Genomic DNA, 19,580 nt, shown 5'->3' with positions numbered 1-19,580 from the left:
TGCCATGTCCATTCTGCGCTACGCATTCATGGTTCTCGCGTCCCTGGCCGCGACACTGTGCGTCGCCTGTTCCTCGACCCAGACCGGGCACGATGTCGAACCCGCCGATAAGGCGGCGATCGAAACGATCACTTCCGGCCTGCAGACCATGTTCACCTGGCACCCGGGCCCGGATACCAGCAGGCGCGACGCCTTTCGACGCGCGACGCCCTGGCTCTCGGACAATTTCGCGGCGACCGCGACCACCACCTCCGAACGCGGCCCCGGTGTGCAATGGGACGAGTGGGCGCGCACGCGCGCAACCGTGGAAGCCACCGTGCTGATCCTCGGCACCGAGCACGGTGCGGACACCGACCAGCGGATCGACCGGCTGGCGATGATCACCCAGGCTGTCAAGGCGCCCAACGGCACCGTCATCGACTCGATCGACCTCACCGCCAGGGTCACCCTGCGACGCTCGGACAGCGGCTGGCGCATCGATTCGATCGAATTCGTCTGAGCCGCAACGAGCTGTCGAACGAATTCAGTGGCGCCGACGCCCGGCGGATGGGCCACGCGGGCCGGGGTTTCGATGTTCGGGGTGCACGCGCTGTGCCGGGTGCATAGGCTCACGAGGCTAATTGTTCGAAACGCCTGGAGTTTTCTCGATGACGTTGCCGTCGCCAGCGCACAGTCGCGCTCCGCTCACCTCGCCGATCGACACGGATGGACCCCGGGTGTCGCTGTATACGCCGGAGTTCGCGGCGGATCCGCACCGGGCGTATCGGGAGATGCGGCAGCGCTATGGGGCGCTGGTGCCGGTGGACCTGGCGCCGGGGGTGCCCGCGACATTGGTGGTCGGCTATTACACGGCGTTGCGGATTTTCAATGATCCGGACCATTTTCCGGCGGATCCGCGCGCATGGCAGAAAAATGTGCCCGTTGACTGTCCGGTATTGCCGATGATGCAGTGGCGGCCGAATGCTTTGCGCAATGCCGGTGACGCGCATGCCAGATACCGGCAGACCAATCTCGCGGGTCTGGAGAAGGTCGATCAGTACGACCTGCACGATACGGTGGCCAGGCTCGCGGTGCCGCTGATCAACGAGTTCTGTGCCAGCGGGTCCGCAGATCTGGTACGCCAGTACGCATTTCCGCTCGCCTTCGCGGTGTTGAACGCCATGCTCGGGTGTCCCGCCGAGATCGCGCAGCAGGCCGCGATCGGGATGGCGGCGATTTTCGAGGGTGTCGACGCAGAGCGCGGCAATCAGTTGCTCGTCGGTGCGATGTTGGAGTTGACCCAGCTCAAGCGGGTAGAGCCGGGCGACGACATCACCACGCGGATGTTGCAGCATCCGGCGGGGCTGAGCGATAACGAGATGGTGCACCAGTTGGGCACGCTGTACGGCGCGGGCATCGAGCCGCAGCAGAATCTGATCGTCAATACCCTGCTGTTGATCCTGACCGATGAGCGCTTCGGCGGCAGTGTGCTGGGCGGAACCCTATCCACCCGGGACGCGCTCGACGAGGTGTTGTTCAACGATCCGCCGATGGCGAATTTCTGTATCACATTTCCGCGTCAGCCCATCCTGATCGACGATGTCTGGCTACCCGCACATCAGCCCGTCGTCATCAGCATTGCCGCCTGCAACACCGATCCGGCGATTACCGCGAACCAGTACGCGGGCAATCGATCCCATTTGGCCTTTGGTGCCGGACCACATGTGTGCCCCGCGAATTCCATGGCGTATCTGATCGCCCAGGACGCCATCGATCAACTGCTCGACGCATTGCCCGAGATCCGCCTCGCGGTCCCGCCCGATGAACTGACCTGGCGACCGGGCCCGTTCCACCGTGCACTGACCGCGCTACCGATCGCCTTCCCCAAATCGCCGCCACTGCCGCAACCGTCCTAGGACCGACGGTGCCTCCCCGGCGCGCGCTGGTCGTGCCACGCTCGGCCTATGCGACTGAGTATTTCCCTCGCCGACTTCACCTGGCCGGATTCACCTGATGCGATCGGCCCGCGGGTCGACCGGATCGTGCGCGCCGCCGATCAGGCCGGGCTCGACTCGGTATTCGTTATGGATCACCTGTTCCAGATCGGTCCGAACGGCCCGGCCGAACACGACATGCTCGAGGCCTACGCCGCACTCGGCTATATCGCGGCTCGGACCGAACGGATTCGGTTCGGCGCCTTGGTGACCGCTGTCAGCTACCGGGATCCGGGTCTGCTGGTCAAGAGCGTCACGACCCTCGATGTGCTCTCCGGCGGCCGCGCCTGGCTCGGCATCGGCGCGGCTTGGAATGCCGAGGAATCCGCAGGGCTCGGCCTGTTCTTTCCGCCGCGCTCCGAGCGCTACGAACGACTGGAGGAGACCCTGCGGATCGCGAAGCAGATGTGGGCGGGTTCGGAGAAGCCGTTCCACGGAAAGCATTACACGCTCGAACGACCGCTGAACGTGCCCAATGCGCTGACCCGCCCGCATCCGCCCATCATGATCGGCGGCCAGGGCGAGCGCAAAACGCTGCGGCTGGTCGCGCAGTACGCCGACGCCTGCAATCTCTTCGGTCCATCCGTAGCCGCGGTCGCGGCCAAACTCGCCATTCTGCGAGGACATTGCGAGGACGTCGGCCGACCATACGCGGACATCGAGAAAACGATGGTCGCGTACTACTACCCGGACAAACCGATTGCGGAGCAAGCGGATTCGTTCGCCCAATTCGCCGAATTCGGCATCGAGCACGTCGTACTCGGCCGCTCCGGCCCGTTCGTGGACGAGGACATCGAGCAGATCTCCGAATTGGTGCGTGCGGTCAGCGACCTCTGACCATCCGAATCCCTAAGCACCGACCGCAGATCACAGCGCCGCCACCCGGCCGATCAGCGTTGCCGGCCATGACTTCGAGTTGGGCGAAGCGGTGGATGGTCGGACATCGCATAGCACATCCGCGATCGTCACCAGGAGCAGTTCACTCGGCGGCCATGGTTCCGGTGATATCCGTGCGATCGCGGTTCATCCTCGGTTATCTGCTTCAGCTAGCGTGCTCGGTACGCGGGATAAGGAGCCGGGCGCATGGAGTTCCGACATCTGGTTTCATTCATCACCATTGCCGAAGAGCTGCATTTCGGCCGCGCGGCGCAGCGCCTGCATCTCACCCAGCCCAGTCTCAGTGCCCAGCTGCAGAAGCTGGAGAAGTCGCTCGGCGTGCAACTGGTCGCGCGCAACTCCCACGAGGTCAAGCTGACCCCGGCGGGCCGGGAATTCGAGAGTCAGGCCCGCATCGTCGTGGCCCAGATGGACCGGGCCGCCCAGGTCGCCAAGGCGACCGCCGAGGGCCGCGCGGGCACCCTCAATATCGGCTACAACCTTCCCGCCAGCAGACATGTCCTGCCGGACGCGCTCACCAGGATGACCGAACGGCATCCGGATATCGTGGTGTCGCTGTGGGAGAAGCGCACCGGCCCGCAGTTGGCCGCGCTGTCCGACGGCTCGCTCGATCTGGCGCTGGTCTACGGGCACCCGAGCACCCCCGATTTCCGCTATCGGCGACTGCTGCACCGGATTCCGCTGGTGGCGGTGGTCGGGCGCCGACATCGGTGGGCCGATCGCCCCGGGGTGCCCTTCGCCGAATTGGCGGGCCAGGAGTGTGTGCTGTTCGCTCGCGAACAGTGTCCGGCCATGTACGACTCCATCTTTCGGGCCGCGGCGGACACCAGGATCGCCCTGGCCGTCGCGCATACCGCCGATGATCCCGGCGCGACCGCGCATACGGTCTCGGTGCGACCACTCGTCGGATTCGCCTCGCTGCCGCGCGCCATCTCGATGGGTATGGGTGCGCTGGAAGGCAGTTCGGTGGTGGCGGTCAAACTGTTCGATCCGGTGCCGACATTGGATCTGTACGCGGTGTGGCGTGCGGACGAGTCGAACCCGGCGGTCCCGTTCTTCCTGGACTGCATCGATTCCGCCGAACCCGCCCACCTGGATATTGCCAGCGCACTGTCGGCCTGAGTCCTTCGTTAGGCCATGGCGCTTGCCGTTTCGTGGTCCGGCGCAGCGGCTTTCGGAGCGTCTCGGGACGGGCGGATGCCGGAATCCTTCCCGTAGACTCGTTGTCGGACTGGTATGAACCCGTAGCTGGCCACCAACTCTTCACCCAGGAGATTGCCCAGATGTCGCTGGATCCCAATGCCTCCGAGATCGCGCCCGATACCGGAGGCGCCGCGGCGGCTTCCCCACGGATGCCGGAACCCGGGCGCTCCCCGCAGCCGGTGCCGCCTATCGAAACGGAGGGGCTATGGACGCGTGGGGACGATTCGGACTTGGGCCAGTTTTACGCTGGCCGCTCCTGACGCCACAGTCACCCGCCATTGTCGCGGGACTCCAACCGAATGAGACCGTTCGGATCGTCGAACAAGACGATCTCGCGGCAATGTCGGATTACCTGGACAAAGAAATCGAGACCGCATGGCAGCGCAAGGCGGCTTTCGAGTCCAGGGCCTTCCCTCTGGTCACAATGAACGTCGGCCTGCTGACGATCTATCTGACCTTGATGAAGGTACTCGACCTGAAGATCGTGACATCCGGATTCTGGCCGACCATCTGTGCGGTGGGAGTTGTTGTCGCGGCGGCGGTTTCGATTCTCTCCGCGGCCTTCATCGCGATGCCCGCAAACTATCCGGGCTACACTCCGGTGGGCTTTCTCAAGCTCTACCGGGAAGTTCTGGACAACAAGCAGGCCAGTCACCCCCAGCGGGTGGTCGAGGCCAAGATCAAGACCTACGACATCATCTGCGCCGTGAATCAGAGGCGGGCGAAAATGGTGTTCACCTCATTCATTTCCATGTCCGTCCTGGCCTGCCTGTTGATAATTTCCGCGATCGTTGCCCTCTAGGCTCAACCGGCGGAAAAGCTCATTGCCGACTTCCAATGCCAATGTCGGCGCGTGTAGTCGTGATTGTCGCTGTGTCGATTCCATCGCCCGGTGCGGTACGGCTCCAACGCCGAGGGAAACCAGCCCTGGTTGACATCACTCTGCGCATAGTCGTCGTACTGCGTGCTGCAGACCGCCTGTCCGGGTATGTGCACGACCAGTGGCAGCAGACTCGTGGTATCCAATCGTCCGTCGATGGTCACCGCGGTCGAGTCGAAAGCAATCGTTGCCAACACACTTGGTTCGCGCTTATCGCGCAGCTTCCGGTCGATGGCCTCACTGACCCAGACGTACTTGGGCATCTGGGTGTAACCCAAGGCCCGCGCCAGCGCCTTCTCGCCGTTCAGCCGTCGTGCGATACTCTCCTTGAACTCCGTGCCCGCGGTGATATAGGTGCGTATCGCGAGCTCTCCGATGCGCTCACCGGAAATCTGATCGACAAACGACCGCAGCCGTTCGTGATACAGGTTCGCATGGCCCACCAGACGTCTGGGTAGCCGCCAGCTTGCCAAGGCCCCGAGCCGGTCCTCGGCGACGACCTTCAGCCAATCGGCGGCGGCCTGTTCGGCGGCGGTGCCGGAAAGCCAAATGGACCGCGGCAGCGGAACTACCACCGATGCCTGCCTGGATTTGTCGGGGTGGACGAATTCGTTGACCAACTCCTCGAGCATGACCACCTGATAGGGCCCGGTCTGGTCGTCGCACACGATCAGCGCCACGACATCCGAGGTCGCGTCATCGAGGGCGTATTCCTCGCCGGACTTCGGTCGCTGCTGTGTCGGATCGAGATCCTGTCGACGCAGGTAGCCGACGGCGACCTGGGCATGGGCGACGCCGCTGCGTTGTTCCGGTGCGCGCAGCAGAATCACCGGCAGCGCCGAATTGAGGTATCGGCAGACGCATGCACCGAGATTCTCGCCGACCCAAAGGCGTTGCAGCGCAATAGCTACGCCTGCTCTCTTGATGCGGTTCGCATCGGTTTGGAGGCGGTTCGCTTCGGCTTCGAGCTGCCGCGTTTCGGCGGTGAAGCTCAGCCGATGACTCCAGTTCAGATTGATACGTTTGCACAGTGAGTCGGCGTCCAGCACTTCGGGCGGGAGATCGACCGCGCGCAGCGTGGCGGTCAGCATATTTCGGTTGAGTCCCTGCGATGGATACGAGCGACTGAATGCTGCGGTCTTATCGCTGATGCCATGGAACTGTGCCGATGCGCGCCGCGGGACGGCCCCGCGCAGCACCGCCGAGTAATGGCAGACCCACGCCGTAATGTGCGCGCAGGTCATCAGGTGTCCGTCCTGCTCCATGAACGGGACGCCGACCACCCGTTGGGCGACTCCGAAGATCTGGACATCCTCGCCGACTGCGGTGCGGACCTTATCGGCGAGCGTCCGGTCGCCCGCGATCTCGGCGACGGTGAGTTCCGAGGAGACCATCGACCGGCCGATCTTGCCGGGAAACTGCGGTCGCAGAACGGCGTATCCGTAGTAGGTCGAACCCCGTCGCGCGACGAAGTCGCGCAGATGTGAGTTGCTTTTCGGTATCCGGCCGTTGAAGAAATGTACCCGTGCGGTGTCCGAGGAACGGGAGCCGAAACGTGCGTCGTGTACCTTGCTGAACTCGCTCCGGAAATCGAGGTCGAAGTATTCGTTTTCGACAATGACCACGTTCGATTTCGTGCAGAACACCTCTAGCAGTGTTCGCGCCGGTTGATCATTGCCCTTGTACGCAGAGCCCGGTCTGAGCTGTAGCTGCTCCAGCAAATGATCGACCGGATCTCCGCACAGTTCATATATTTGCCCGAACGCGCACTCGTTGAGCTGCGTAACGTTCTCGCACAAGAATTTCCACCCCTGAGTAAATCTTGGTCAATAATCCGTTTCCGCATCATTGTCGACGGGAACCGGTCCGTGTGTGCCGATCGGCGAATTCTGCTGGATCTCGGAGGTCCGGCGATAGGCTTCGTACACCCTGTCCAATACATTCTGGCCGAATTGCCGAACGACACGCTCCTGGCGGCCCGCGGTCAATTGCATGGGAGTCATCGGCTTGTATCGGGTATAGAAGAGGTCGCTGTATTTCGGCAGCCGACCATCGGGCCCGAGGTTCATATGAATCTCTTCTTCTGCGGAGGCCTCCGATGAGCTCTCGGATGGATTCCCCTGGCGACCGTTCATGCCGCCCCCCTGGATCGAATAGCTACGAGCAATTTTGAAAGCATTTCGTTTCTCCTTACCGGACAGTGTAAAGCGGGACACCTCGGTGTGCAAGGCGAAACATGCCTTCTAGCTGGACTTTTGCGCCCATCGCGCTCCTTTGTCCGGTGGCATCGTCTGCTATGTGTTCGATCCCGAACCGGTCCTGGACGGGGACCGTACCCATTACGCAGGCGACTTGCTTGCGCGCCACCTCGGAGGTGCTCGGCTCGGAACGACGCTGCGGGCCGAAAGCAGACCAAATGTTCTCTTTATCGAGGGTGTGGGAGCTATCACGGCAATCAGATCGTGCCGCAACCGGTGGGCTTCTGACGCTGCCGCCGAGCATGGGTATGTATTCCCCGAATACCGTCATGGACTATGAGTTTGCGCCGCCGTGCACCTATTCGTGGTCGTATCGACGAACAATTCCGCAAGTTGGTTTCTCACCCAAACCGACTGTTACGTGGGAAATGCTATTCGTCGGAATCGGTCTAGCTGAACGGTGCGGTGTCCTGTGGACAGACTGTGCCGCGCGGGGGCAGCACGCCCCGCACGACGTAGTTGCTTTCGTGGGCATTCGCGCAACTGCTCGGGTTGGACAGTGTGGTGTGCCCGTATCCGGCGACGGTGAGCAGTCGAGCGTTGCCGAGTTGGGCGGTCATGGCCTGGGCGGCTCGATACGGGGTGGCGGGATCGAAGATGGTGTTGACCGTGAGGATCGGTGTCCTGGACCGGTTCCACGGGCCGGTGTAGCGGTGGGCCGCCCTGCCCGGCCAGGTGGAACACGCCTCGGTCACCCACGCCCAGAAGGGCCCGACCGTCCCGGCCCGCAGGGTGGCGAATTTGGCCAGCGGGCCGTAGAGGTGCGGATCGCGTGGGTTGGGACTTTCGCTGCATATCAGCGCGTAGACCTGCTCGATGCCCGAGTAGCTCTGGTTTTGGTCGGGGGCAGCCAGCGACGGGGCGCCCACAGAGGATGAAAGGACCTCGCTCGGCATCGTCGGGACCGAGGCCAGCTCCGCAGTGCTCTGCGGCGTCTGGCCCAGCCAGAGGTCCTGCAGTAGCCCGGCGAGCATGGACCAGTTCGGAGCAGCGTCCACGGGATGGACCAGTTGCAGGGCCATGCGAACGATGGAGGCGGTGACGGCGAAGGTGAACATGCCCTCCGGGTGGATGCGCAGGCGGTCCATCAGTCGCTCGTACTTGGCTCGGGTCGCCCAGGCAGTGTCGGCCGCGAAGGGGCAGTCGCTGGGGCCCGCTCGGCTGCACAGGTCGAGGAACTGCGTGAGCGTCTGGGCCGTCCCCAGGTCGGAGCCTTCGCGCAGGAACGTCGGCAGCGCCGGGTTGTCGTCGTACCAGGCCGTGGGATCGATATTGCCGTCGAGCACCATCGCCCGCACTCGGTCGGGGAAGAGGTTGGCGTAAGTGGCGCCCAGCAGCGTCCCATAGGAGGCCCCCATATAGGTCAACCGCTGGTCGCCCAGGACCGCGCGCAGCAGATCCAGGTCGTGTGCCGAGTCTGTGGTCGAGACGAACCGCAGCAACACCGGGTCACGCTGTTCGCAACGCCGACCCAGTTCGATGTTGCCTTCGATCCACTGCCGCTCTTCCTGGTGGCCGACGGGAAACCCTGTGGGCATCTGCGCGGACCAGGCTGCGTACTCCGCGGCAGTGGCGAAACATTGGACGGCGGTCGAGCGACCGAACCCGCGCGGGTCCCAGCTGACGATGTCGAACCGTTCGCGCATCTCTTGGGGAAAGAACGGATACTCGAAGACGAACAGGTCGATAGCGGGTGCGGGCCCACCGGGGTTGAACAGCAGGCTGCCGATCCGATGCGCCGGGTCGGTTGCCGGGTGCCGGATGACCGCCAGCTCGATCGTGCGCGCTTGCGGATGCTGATAGTCCAATGGTGCGGTCACGGTGGCGCATTCGAAACCGGCGGCGTTGGGGCACGGGGTCCAGACCGGAGCGGGCGTCGCCACGGGTGTCGGGTCCGGCGGCTCGGCCGCGGCGGGCGCGGCGCCGCACACCGCGACCGCGGCCACCACTATGGATGTCACCACCTGTCGGGGGAAACGAGGGCGGTTCGACACGGATCCTCGCTATCGTCACGGGGGAAAGGCGTGGCTGTGCGGCAAGGAAACTTCGCTCACCGTAGCCGACCATCGAGCAAATGCCGGGTTACCCCGTGCGTCGGCGTGGTGGCTCCTCGACACCCCGCAGGGAAACGCCGCCACTTACCGCTGCTGGTCACAGGCCTTCAGGGTTTCGTGTTACTTCAGCCCCGACCGCACGAAGGCATTCACGATGTGGCGTTGCAGGAGCAGATACATCAACAGCACGGGCAGGCACGCGAGGCTGGCGAGGGCCATCATCGGGCCCCACTGATCGCCCTCGGTGCCCATGAAACTGCGCAGGCCGAGCTGGAGTACGCCATTGGATCGGCGCAGTACGACCGCGGGCCAGAAGTATTCGTTCCAGGCATTGATGAACAGCAGGATGGCCAGCGCGGCGAGGGCGGGGCGCAGATTGGGGACCACGACGGTCCAGAGAATGGACCAGGAGGAGCGGCCGTCGATTTTGGCGGCGGCGATGAGTTCCTTGGGGAAGCCGGCCATGTGCTGGCGCAGCAGCAGTACCGCGAGCGCCGAGCACAGGGTGGGCAGGACCACGCCGATCAGCGAGTCGACCAGGCCCAGCCGGGTGAGCAGCACATAGTTCGGCAGCATCGTCACCTGGAACGGAACCAGCCAGGTGCCGACGAACGCGAGGTACAGGATCCGTTGGCACGGAAAGGTATACATCGCGAACGCATAGGAGGCGAGCAGCGCGACCAGCAGCTGCCCGGCCGCGGACAATGTCGACACGAAGAAGGTATTGCCGATCAATCCGAGCACATCGACCTTTTCGGCGGCATCGGTGTAATTGGCGAACGAGATCGGCCACGGGAACGGCGATAGTGAGCCGACATCCTCGGGGCGGCGCAGCGAGGTGGCGAACAGCCAGTAGATCGGGAATACGCACACCACCGCGGTGACCGCGAGCAGCGCATGGCTGCCCGCGGTGCGCAGACGGTCAATCATCATGGAAGGCAACCTTTTCCGAGATCCACACCAGAATCCCGGCGAGCACACCGAATCCGGCGAACAACAGCACTCCGGCCGCGGCGCTGAGCCCGGCGTCGAAGCTGTGGAAGGCGTAGTCCCACAGCAGGTAGTAGATATTGGTGGTGGCCTGCGCTGGCCCGCCCTGCGTCATCGAATCGATGAGTGGGAAGGTCAGCGTCGGACTGAGCAGAACGGTGGTCAGCACCAGGAACAGCAGGGTGGGGGAGAGCAGCGGCAGGGTGATCCAGCGCCGGATCTGGCCCGGGCTCGCACCGTCCACCTGCGCCGCCTCTTCGTAGTCGCCGCTGATACCGGCCGATCCGGCCCACACCACCAGCACCGCGAAGCCGAGCAGCTGCCAGCCGGTGATCCCGATGATGACGGCGTGCGCGGTGCCCGCGTCGTACACCCAGTTCCGATCCGAGCCGAGTACCCGGTCGACGAAACCCGTGCCCGGATGCAGCAACCATCGCCACACCGCCGCTGCCGCAACCGGAGCCACCAGAAACGGCACGAATAGGAAGGCGTGATAAATGGTCCGGCCGCGCACCCTGCTGCTGGCGAATGCGATGAACACCGGCAGCACCACGGTGAACGGCAGCATGCCCGCGATCAGTACCCCGGTCCTTTCGACCGAATCCCAGAAGGCCGGAAGGTGCACCAGCCGTTCGTAATTGCCGGTACCGACCGGCTTCATCGGTGCGGTCGGCAGCAGATTCCACGAGTAGGTGGACAGCTCGAATGCCTGGACCAGCGGTCGGTAGGTCCACACCACCAACAGCAATAGGGCGGGCGCGAGATAGAGGTAGGGCACCAGCAGCCGCCTCGCCCGGCGAAACCGGGCGAGGCGTCGGGGTAGCGGAGCCGGGGCGATATCCGCTGCCGCGGTCGGTATGTCGACGACGAACATCTACCCGGCCTCGGCAGCCAGTGCCGCCAGCTGGTCGAGCACATCCGCTTCGGCTCTGTCGTAGACGGTTTCGGCGGGTGTCGCCTCGATCGCGGTGGCCACCAAGGTCGTACCGAGCAGATCGATGCGGCTGTAACCGAATCCGCTCAGGCCGCGGTGCCGCCCGCGTGGCGCGATCGGATCGATCCGATATGCCATCGCTGGCCCGATCCACACCGGAATGCCGCCGAGGGCCGCCGCACCGGTCAAATGGTTGTGCCCGCAGATGATCAGTCGCACATCCGATCCCGTCAGCGCCTCGCCGAGCAGCTCCGGCTGCTCGAGCCGCAGATATTCGGTGGCGGCCACCGGGGACGGGATCGGCGGATGGTGCAGGACGAGCAGTGTGCCGTGCGGTGCGGGTTCGCGCAGCTGATCGGCCAGCCAGTCCAGCTGTTCGGGTTCGAGCCGTCCATCGTGCCGGCCTGGTGTACTGCTGTCCAGTGCGATGATCCGCAAACCGGCGACCTCGACCACCCGGTCATGGCTGGCGTCCGGATCGACCGAATCCAGGCCGAGCAATTCGATCCCGAAGGCCACGCGCTCATCGTGATTGCCCATCACGTACACCGGCTGTGCGCCGAGTTCGGCGGCCGCCGCCTCCACCGCGTCGCGCAGCCGCCGATAGGCCTCCGGTGCTCCGTTATCGGTCAGATCGCCCGACAACACCAGTGCGTCGATGCGCTGGCGCGAGTCCAGCAGCTGCTGCAGCACCTGGGTGAGGTTGGCGTAGGTGTCCACCATGCCGTGCACCCGTTGACCGGCGGGCCGGATGTGGGTGTCGGTGAGCTGGACGACGGTCACCGAACTCATGACGCGGGCAGCAGTTCGGCGCCCTGTGCGCGGGCGGTGGCCAAGGTGGACTGCGGATCCTTGCCCTGGAAGACGATCGATTCGACCGCATCCATCATGCCGTCACGGATCTGCAGGTAGTTGGTGCCCGGCATGGAGATCCACGGCTCCATATTCGCCAGCTGCGCGACATTCGGTGCCAGCAAGGGATTCTGCTCGGACCAGGTCTTCAGTCCGTTCGGATCGTCCAGCAAACCGGTACGCAGGGGCAGATACCCGATGCCCTGCGAGATCTTGGTGTAGGCCTGCTCGCTGGTGAGGAATTCGATCAGTTCCCACGACGCCCGCTGCTTGGCCGGGTCATTGGACAGAATATGCAGCGACGCACCGGAATTCGTCGGCACGGTGGGTTTGCCGGCGAAGCTGGGCATGGGCGCGGACCGCAGGTCCCATTTGTCCTTGGCGCCGGTGACGAAGGTGCCCTGGATGGCGCTGGTCTCCAGGATCATGCCGATCTCACCGCGCGCGAAGGCCTCGTAACCCTGCTTCTGGTTGAGCTTCGGCATACTGCCCGTGTCGACGAGTTGCCTGCTCATCCGCGTCACTTCGACCGCGGGGGCCTCGGCGAACGACAGCGTCCTGCGGTCTTCGGAGATGACCCGGCCGCCATTGGAGCGCACCAGCGACTGGAAGCACCAGTCCTTGGCGGTCTTGGTCAGACAATCGATGTACACGCCGCCCTTGCCGGTCTTCCCGGTGATCGCGGCGGCTGCCTCGGCGACCTGCTGCCAGGTGGCGGGTGGTTTCGCCGGATCGAGCCCGGCCTCGGTGAACAATGAGGCGTTGAAGTACAGGACGGGCGTGGAGAAGACGAACGGGACGCCATAGGTGTGGCCGTCCCAGTCCGCCAGGGTCCGCGCCTTCGGGGCATACGGGTACTTGGCCCCGTCGAAGTTGCGCTGGACCTCCTGTCCGGAAACCAGGGTGTCCAACGGCTTGGCGCCGAGCTGGTGGATGGTGTAGTCCAGATCGCTGAAGCCGAGCTGCGCGACATCCGGCGGGGTGCCGGCCACCAGCTGGTTCTGAATGCTGGAGATGGTATCGGTGGCCGGATTCGGGCTATTGCCCTGCGGCTTCTGCGCGGTGACCTTGATATTCGGGAACTTCTTGCCGAAATCGGCGAGCAGCGCGTTGAAGGTGTCGGTCCATGCTCCGGCGAGTCCGTAGTTATAGGACTCGAACACGATGGACACCTGCTGATTCGGCTGCAGTTCCGGGATCTGGGCGGTATCGGCATTCGAGTCGGTGGTGGTGCTCCCGAGGCCGCCGCAGGCGCTGAGCGCGACGGTGGCTGCGAACACCAGGCCCAGCACGGGCACGGTGCGTTTCACGATGGTTCTCCTCATTGGTGACGGATGGGTGTGATGAATCAGGCTGCTGCCGAATCTCGTTGTGGCTCTCGCCAAGTCAGGCGCAATCCGGATTCCGGGTGGAACAGGTGCAGGTGCGCGGGATCGACGCGCAGCCCGATGGACTGCTCGGCGCGGACTCCGGCCGGGCGCGGTGCGCGGGCGCACAGCGTGTGCGCACCGGTGCTGAAGTGGATCAGTTCCTCGCTGCCCAGGTTCTCGACCATCGTGACCCGGCCGCGAACCGCGAAGTCGGCGGGGGCCGGGCGTAACTGCTCGGGGCGGATTCCGGCGACGACGTCGATGTCGTCGCCGAAATCCGCTGCGGTGATAGCCAATTCGGCGTCGATGCCATCGGCCGCCAGGTACAGGCGGTCCGCGCGCCGGGTGACGACCGCGGGAAACAGATTCATCGGCGGGGCACCGAGGAATCCGGCGACGAAGGTCGAACGCGGCCGATCGTAGAGTTCGGTCGGCGTGCCGACCTGCTCCAGCCGACCGTCGTTGAGCAGCGCGATTCGATCCGCCATTGTCATGGCCTCCACTTGGTCGTGGGTGACATACAGAAACGTCGCGCCCAGCTCGCGATGCAGCGAAATCAGTTCGGCCCGGGTGGCACTGCGCAGTTTCGCGTCCAAATTGGACAGCGGTTCGTCCATCAGGAAGGCACCCGGATCGCGAACCATTGCGCGGGCCAGGGCAACTCGCTGCCGCTGCCCGCCGGACAGCGCGGCGGGTTTGCGCCGCAACAGCTCGGCCAGTCCGAGCGTCGCGGCCACCGCCGAAACCCGCTCGGCGATCTGCGCGCGCGGTGCGCGCCGTGCCCGCAGCGGAAAGCCGATATTCTTCGCCACCGTCAGATGCGGATACAGCGCATAACTCTGGAACACCATGGCCAGGTCGCGCCGCTGCGGCGCCTGATCGGTGATATCGGTGTCGCCCAGCAGGATTCGACCGCTCGTCGGGTCATCCAAACCCGCGATCATCCGCAGCAGGGTGGATTTGCCGCAGCCGCTCGGTCCGAGCAGCACCATGAACTCGCCGTCGGCGATATCGAGGCTCACCTCCCGCACCGCACAGGTCGCGCCGAATTTCTTGGATACCTGCTCGATACGCAGTCTCGCCACCGGATCTCCTCGGTCCACCAATCGCGCCACAGTGGGCATGGCGTCAGTTTCGGTGGACACACGGTGTTGGAGTCGCGTCGATAGTCAATGTCGATTGTGCGAATGAACTGCGCATTCGTCCGGTGCGGACCGGCTACATCTCGGCGACGGTTGTCGCGAAGTCGAGATAGCCGAGGGCACCGGGTGACGGAGCTTGCTCGCCCGCTGACCGGCGACCTCTGACCTGTCGGCGCGATCCGCGACCGGCATTCGGCGCACGCTCGCGCGCCCGACCTCCCCTGGAAAACCCGAGAGGAAAGAAATAACGATGAGGAAAATCGTTGCGGCGGCGGCCGGATTGGTCGCCGCGGTCGGCATCGCCGCCGGTACCGCCGGTGCCCAGCCCGAAGGTGCGGACGCCGTCGGATTCACCGCCGCCGCCACCGACACCCAGAGCATCATCAAAACCGACGCCGGTGCCATGGTCGTCGAGGACGGCGTCTTCGAGATCAAGGCGAGCAACGGGACCGTACTCACCGGCATGCCGCTGAAGTTCCGCGTCGATGACTTCGAATTCCCGATCGCGGCCGATATCGCTTACCGCACAGCGACTCTCACGCCGCAGTTCGATATGGCGCACGCGACTTACAAGCCGGTCGCGTTGCCCTTCGAGGACAAGGCGCCGTGGAAGACCGAGTACGACCGTGAACAGGCCGCTTGGACCCGCATGACCAGCACCATCACCATGGGCGCCACCATCGGCACCCTGGTGGGCGGCATCGGCGGCGGCGCTGTCGGCTGCGTGCTCGGCGGTATCGCCGGTGCGACGGTCGCCGCGGCCGCCATCGTCGGCCTGTTCGGCGCCTTCATCCCCGCCGCCGCCATCGGCTGTCTCGGCGGCATCGTCGCGGTCGGCGCCCTCGGCACCCTCGCGGGCCAACTCCTGGTGACCGCCCCGGTCGCCATCGGCGCCGCCATCCAATACTTCTCCACTATCAACCAGCCACCCCTTCCTCCGGCGAAGTAGATAGCGAAGAAGAACCCAACGACGTTCGTTGGGGGACACCCGATCCCGCCCGGTTCCTCACCCCGGGCGGGGTCTCACTATGTGGCGGTTGCACAACCTCGGCGTGCGTGTTCGGGTTCCTCGGGCGACGTAAGGCCGTGACGTAGTTGCGAATCAGCCGTAGCGTGAATGTATGAGTGCGGACCCTGGGGAGCGACTGAAGTCGTTGCGAAAGCGGCGCGCCCTGACCCAACGTTGGCAGACACTTCCGGCTGCTCACTGTCGTTGATCCGAAAGCTCGAGCAACGCGAGCGCACAGAGGTCCGAGTGGAGACCTTGCGAAAACTGGCCATTGCGTTGCGAACACGCACGTCCACCCTCCAGGCCCAGAGCAAGTGCAGGCCATCCTGCGCGAGGGTCGAGAGAATCAGCGCGGGGATCGTACTCGTGTGATCGAACCCTCGCGCGGGCAACAGCCCCAGCAGCAACCGCCTGCACCGCAGCGAACGCCTGAGCAGGAACGCGACAATGCCCGAGCGTTCGCGAAAGTGGCCGGGCTTTCGCCGGAGATCATGGGCATTCTGGGGCTCAACACCACCAACCCGACAAAGATGCTCGACGCTTACCAACCCCGAACCCATGCCGACGCCGAACGGGAGCGGTCGATACATCAGCAGCGCGAACGCGAACGGGCCGAACGCCGAACAACTGCTCCCGTTCGGTGGGGCGCGGTTCGCGGCCGACAACGCCGTGGAACGAAGATGCAAAGCGCCGGAATTGATGGTCTGCGTTAGTGTACTTGCCGAATACGAAGGCGCTGTTAGGGGTACCGATGGATTCAAAACGCACCGGCCGCAAGGTCGTTGACCCCGGTCGCTTCGATCCGGACACACCGAAGCGACGGACCTCCCAGCAGTCCCATCAGTGGCTGCTGGCGCGTATCCAGACCCCGGTCGTCCGCGAACGCGGAATGACGCCGCGGACAGCAGCAGCGACAGTGGCGCTCATGCTAGCAGCGGCGGTCGCGCTAGCAGGGTCGATAGCAGCTGCTTACTACGCTCTCCCCCTGATCAACGAATTCAGCGATGGGTGCAAGAAGTTGTCGGAGAGGGACGTCATCCGTGTGCTCGGGGCCGGAACGACGGTTGGTAGGTTCGATTACGAGCCCCCGCCTTCCGCCGCTCCGTCCCCGGGCATGGCCAGGAACGTGCTGGCGGAAGGGGACATGTGCGCTCGGGATGTCAGCGGATGGAAGGACGGCGACCGCGTGCGCAGCAGTATGGTGTTCGCGAGGACGCACACCGGGAGCGATGCGACAGCTGTATTCCGACGTGAGCGGGAAAAAGCCCTCACCCGCGACCCCCAGGACACAGTAACGCTGAGAACCTTCTTCCTGAACGACACCCGGCTCGGCGACGAAGCGTTCTGCACTGTCACCAAGGACGCCTATCACCCCGCTCACGGCGTGCTGGTGCGTTTCGGCGACAAGGTGGTATATGTCGATGTCCCCACTGTCAGCGTCCTGACCGATGGGGAAAACTGCGATCGGGCCCGACGGCTTGCCAACGAACTCCGCTAGGAATCTGCCGAACAAGCCTTATTCAGCAGATTCCTGGTGCCGCGTCCAGATAGCTCCTGCCGTATCGAGCCCGGGGCCTGGTTTCGTCGTAGTCGAATGGTGGTCGCGCATGCCCTTGGGGTTCGACCGCCATATGACTACGCTCGACGAGCAGTCGGAGTGGGTACAGCAATCTATTGCTGAAGGCGAAATTCGACGGATTCGAGGAGCACCCTTTCGGTGCGGGAGGCGGCGTCGCGGTACCCGCGATGGTCCCCGCCCGGTTCGGGCCGGGAACAACGCGCGGATAAATTAGCAGTCCTGCTGAGATCAAACGGCGATGCCGGATGCGCCGGTGAGTCCACCGGCGACCAAGGTGGGGTTCCCGCCACTGATCGGCGCGGACACCACCCTCAGATTCCCGCTGTCGGTGATGTAGAGCCTTCTACCGGAAACCTTGACATCGGTCGGGCCCGATAGACCGCTCGCAGCCAGGCGGGCTTCCTGGCCACCGTTCGGCGGCACCAGGGGGGTGACCGCACCACCGGTCGTCGGCACCGATACCACCCGGTTGGCCGCGAATTCCGCAATGTAGAGGGTGTTTTCGACGCGGGCGATACCCATGGGTCGATTCAGGCCGGTTACCACGGGGGTTGCCGTGCCGCCGGCGGCCGGTATCGAATACACCGTGTCTATGCCATCGCTGACGTAGATGAGGCCCTGAGCAGGAGTGTCGTAGGTGTAGGGCATCGGGTTGCTCGTGCCGTCCAGCAGTGCGGTGACGGTGACGTCCACGGTGCCCGTCCCCGGCGGGACGATGGCCGTGATCTGAGTATCGGAGTCGATGGTGAATGTCGTTGCCGTCGTGCCGAAAACCACGGTCAATGGACCGACATTGGCGAATCCGGAGCCGGCGATAACCACGGAGTTGAAACCCGCTTCGGGGCCGGAAGAGGGTGTGAGTGAGACGATTTGAGGTGTCATCGTACGCGTTCCTAACCACTGTAGGATGAGAAATAGTTGTGCTGCAACGGATGTCGATCTTGTCGGGAGCCCGCTATATCAAGTAACTCTCCAGAGAGGCACCTCGGCAACAAATCCCCGGTCCGTCTTTGTGCGGTTTCAACCACGTAGGCATCAAACGAGACTGCCCCGGCTTTGGTTGATCGGCGGTTTGATCGGTTCAGGCCGGCGTGGAAATCGCCGGGACGAGCCGAGATGACGAAGCCTTCGATCGGGGCGCGACCGGTCCGAGATATTGCCGCGCAGGGGAATCGCGTCAGGTGCTCGAGGTGCGGATGGCGCGGCGGGCGGCTATCGAGCCGAAGGTTTCGCGGTCGGCGAGGAAGCCTTCGAGGGCGAAGGTGGCGGCGCCGAGGCTGGAGGGGTTGTGGGGGAGGGTGCACAGTTGCAGGGTCACTGCGGCGAATGGGTCGGACATGGCGTGGTGGGCGGCTACTCGTCGGGTTACTTCCAGTAGGCGTTCGCCGAGGACGTTGGCGACCAGGTCGCCGAAGACCATAGTGCGGGGGTTGAACAGATTCACCAGGTTGGCGACGGCGACACCCAGGTAGCTGCCGGTCTTTTCGATGACTTCGAGTGCGGTGGCGTCATCGCGTGCGGCCGCGGCGGCGATCGCGGTGATGGTGGCCGCGTCGTCGGGTCCGAAAAGCGAACTGGCCGGGTCCGATTCGCGCAGGGTCTGGACGATGCCGGGGGCGCTGACATAGGCCTCGACGCAGCCCTGACGCCCGCAGCGGCACAAGCGTCCGTCGAGGACGAGGTTGGTGTGGCCCCATTCGCCCGCGCTATTGGTGACGCCGCGGTAGAGCGTGCCATCGATGACGACACCGATGCCGACACCGGCGCGCAGTGTCACGAAGATCAGATCGTCCACATCGCGTCCGGCCCCGAACCAAAGATGCGCCGCCGTACTGGCTTTCAGCGGATTGTCCAGGTACAGCGGATGCGGCAGGCGCGGTGCGAGCAGTGACTTGAGCGAAACATCGTGCCAGTGCCAGTACGGCGAGAACACCGAGACCCCGCCCTCCGGCTCGACCAGGCCGGGCACGCTCAATCCGACGCCGAGCACCTTGTCGGCATCGTCGGCGGTCAGCTCGCGGATGCCGCGGATAATGAGTTCGGCGACATCGTCGGGCCGGGTGGCCTCGGGATCGACGGGTATCTCGACCGAACGCAGCACCGTCATGGCCAGGTCGAAAAGGTCGAAGTGGATGCTGGTTTCGGCGATATCGACGCCGACGAGCATGCCGCGCTCCGGATTGATCGCCAGCTGGGCGCGCGGCCTGCCGACCCCCGGCGCGTCATAGCCGAGTTCGGCGAGCACCCCGACGTCCAATAACTCGGCGATCATATTGCCCACCGTCGCGAACGAAAGCCCGGTGGCTCGGGCGATCTCCTGACGGCTGGTGTGGCCCTCGGCGGCATATACCGCCTGCAGCACGTAGAAGCGGTTCCGGCGTCTGATGTCGCGCGCGGTCAGCTGGTACACGGTCGGGCCATCTCCTTTCGATTGATATT

Annotated in this window: 18 protein-coding genes; 8 read left to right on the top strand and 10 right to left on the bottom strand. The window is 64.4% G+C overall.

The annotated features are described in order from the left end of the window. Positions 1–4 precede the first annotated feature (4 nt). The 5 genes from ACQP2D_RS33220 (at position 5) to ACQP2D_RS33200 (ending at position 4,875) form a co-directional block, all read left to right on the top strand. On the top strand, positions 5–499 hold the full coding sequence (locus tag ACQP2D_RS33220; RefSeq protein ID WP_433679867.1) for a hypothetical protein: 495 nt from the start codon (positions 5–7) through the stop codon (positions 497–499). Positions 500–647: 148 nt separating this feature from the next. Beyond that, positions 648–1,895, top strand: coding sequence for a cytochrome P450 (locus ACQP2D_RS33215; protein WP_433679866.1), 1,248 nt, complete (start codon positions 648–650; stop codon positions 1,893–1,895). Between the two features lie 48 nt (positions 1,896–1,943). Continuing rightward, a complete protein-coding gene (locus ACQP2D_RS33210; protein WP_433679865.1) occupies positions 1,944–2,810 on the top strand; it encodes an LLM class F420-dependent oxidoreductase in 867 nt (288 codons plus the stop codon). Positions 2,811–3,056: 246 nt separating this feature from the next. Then, the gene (locus ACQP2D_RS33205) at positions 3,057–3,992 is read left to right on the top strand and encodes a LysR family transcriptional regulator (RefSeq protein WP_433679863.1); all 936 of its coding nucleotides are present in this window, start codon (positions 3,057–3,059) and stop codon (positions 3,990–3,992) included. Positions 3,993–4,278: 286 nt separating this feature from the next. Then, the gene (locus tag ACQP2D_RS33200) at positions 4,279–4,875 is read left to right on the top strand and encodes a hypothetical protein (protein ID WP_433679862.1); all 597 of its coding nucleotides are present in this window, start codon (positions 4,279–4,281) and stop codon (positions 4,873–4,875) included. A 2-nt stretch (positions 4,876–4,877) separates the two neighbouring features. On the opposite strand, the gene ACQP2D_RS33195 is transcribed toward ACQP2D_RS33200, so the two are convergent. The 8 genes from ACQP2D_RS33195 to ACQP2D_RS33160 form a co-directional block, all read right to left on the bottom strand. Continuing rightward, a complete protein-coding gene (locus ACQP2D_RS33195) occupies positions 4,878–6,578 on the bottom strand; it encodes a hypothetical protein (protein WP_433679861.1) in 1,701 nt (566 codons plus the stop codon). Positions 6,579–6,779: 201 nt separating this feature from the next. Next, on the bottom strand, positions 6,780–7,181 hold the full coding sequence (locus tag ACQP2D_RS33190) for a hypothetical protein (protein WP_433679859.1): 402 nt from the start codon (positions 7,179–7,181) through the stop codon (positions 6,780–6,782). 419 nt (positions 7,182–7,600) lie between these two features. After that, on the bottom strand, positions 7,601–9,172 hold the full coding sequence (locus ACQP2D_RS33185) for an alpha/beta hydrolase (protein WP_433679858.1): 1,572 nt from the start codon (positions 9,170–9,172) through the stop codon (positions 7,601–7,603). 213 nt (positions 9,173–9,385) lie between these two features. Continuing rightward, complete coding sequence (locus tag ACQP2D_RS33180) at positions 9,386–10,198, bottom strand: carbohydrate ABC transporter permease (RefSeq protein WP_433679856.1); 813 nt, start codon at positions 10,196–10,198, stop codon at positions 9,386–9,388. Then, complete coding sequence (locus tag ACQP2D_RS33175; protein ID WP_433679854.1) at positions 10,188–11,129, bottom strand: carbohydrate ABC transporter permease; 942 nt, start codon at positions 11,127–11,129, stop codon at positions 10,188–10,190. The genes ACQP2D_RS33180 and ACQP2D_RS33175 overlap by 11 nt, the downstream gene beginning before the upstream one ends. Then, positions 11,130–11,981 (bottom strand): metallophosphoesterase, encoded by an 852-nt coding sequence (locus tag ACQP2D_RS33170; protein WP_433679853.1) that lies wholly within the window; start codon positions 11,979–11,981, stop codon positions 11,130–11,132. Next, complete coding sequence (locus ACQP2D_RS33165) at positions 11,978–13,351, bottom strand: ABC transporter substrate-binding protein (protein WP_433679852.1); 1,374 nt, start codon at positions 13,349–13,351, stop codon at positions 11,978–11,980. Before ACQP2D_RS33165 ends, ACQP2D_RS33170 begins: the two co-directional genes overlap by 4 nt. 38 nt (positions 13,352–13,389) lie before the next feature. Further along, on the bottom strand, positions 13,390–14,496 hold the full coding sequence (locus ACQP2D_RS33160) for an ABC transporter ATP-binding protein (protein ID WP_433679850.1): 1,107 nt from the start codon (positions 14,494–14,496) through the stop codon (positions 13,390–13,392). A gap of 307 nt (positions 14,497–14,803) precedes the next feature. Between ACQP2D_RS33160 and ACQP2D_RS33155 the strand changes: the two genes are divergently transcribed. The 3 genes from ACQP2D_RS33155 to ACQP2D_RS33145 all read left to right on the top strand — a co-directional run bounded on the left by ACQP2D_RS33155 (position 14,804) and on the right by ACQP2D_RS33145 (position 17,060). Then, positions 14,804–15,502, top strand: coding sequence for a hypothetical protein (locus ACQP2D_RS33155; protein WP_433679848.1), 699 nt, complete (start codon positions 14,804–14,806; stop codon positions 15,500–15,502). Between the two features lie 374 nt (positions 15,503–15,876). Beyond that, the gene (locus ACQP2D_RS33150; RefSeq protein WP_433679847.1) at positions 15,877–16,275 is read left to right on the top strand and encodes a hypothetical protein; all 399 of its coding nucleotides are present in this window, start codon (positions 15,877–15,879) and stop codon (positions 16,273–16,275) included. A gap of 38 nt (positions 16,276–16,313) precedes the next feature. Then, on the top strand, positions 16,314–17,060 hold the full coding sequence (locus ACQP2D_RS33145; protein WP_433679846.1) for a hypothetical protein: 747 nt from the start codon (positions 16,314–16,316) through the stop codon (positions 17,058–17,060). A gap of 309 nt (positions 17,061–17,369) precedes the next feature. Here the strand turns inward: ACQP2D_RS33145 and ACQP2D_RS33140 are convergent, their stop codons facing one another. Then, positions 17,370–18,023, bottom strand: a complete 654-nt coding sequence (locus ACQP2D_RS33140; protein ID WP_433679844.1) for an IPT/TIG domain-containing protein — start codon at positions 18,021–18,023, stop codon at positions 17,370–17,372. A gap of 295 nt (positions 18,024–18,318) precedes the next feature. Continuing rightward, positions 18,319–19,551, bottom strand: coding sequence for an ROK family protein (locus ACQP2D_RS33135; RefSeq protein ID WP_433679843.1), 1,233 nt, complete (start codon positions 19,549–19,551; stop codon positions 18,319–18,321). Positions 19,552–19,580: the final 29 nt, after the last annotated feature.

It is taken from the genome of Nocardia sp. CA-119907 (assembly GCF_050955995.1).
Lineage (GTDB): Bacteria > Actinomycetota > Actinomycetes > Mycobacteriales > Mycobacteriaceae > Nocardia.
This window is presented reverse-complemented; position numbering and strand designations above follow the sequence as displayed.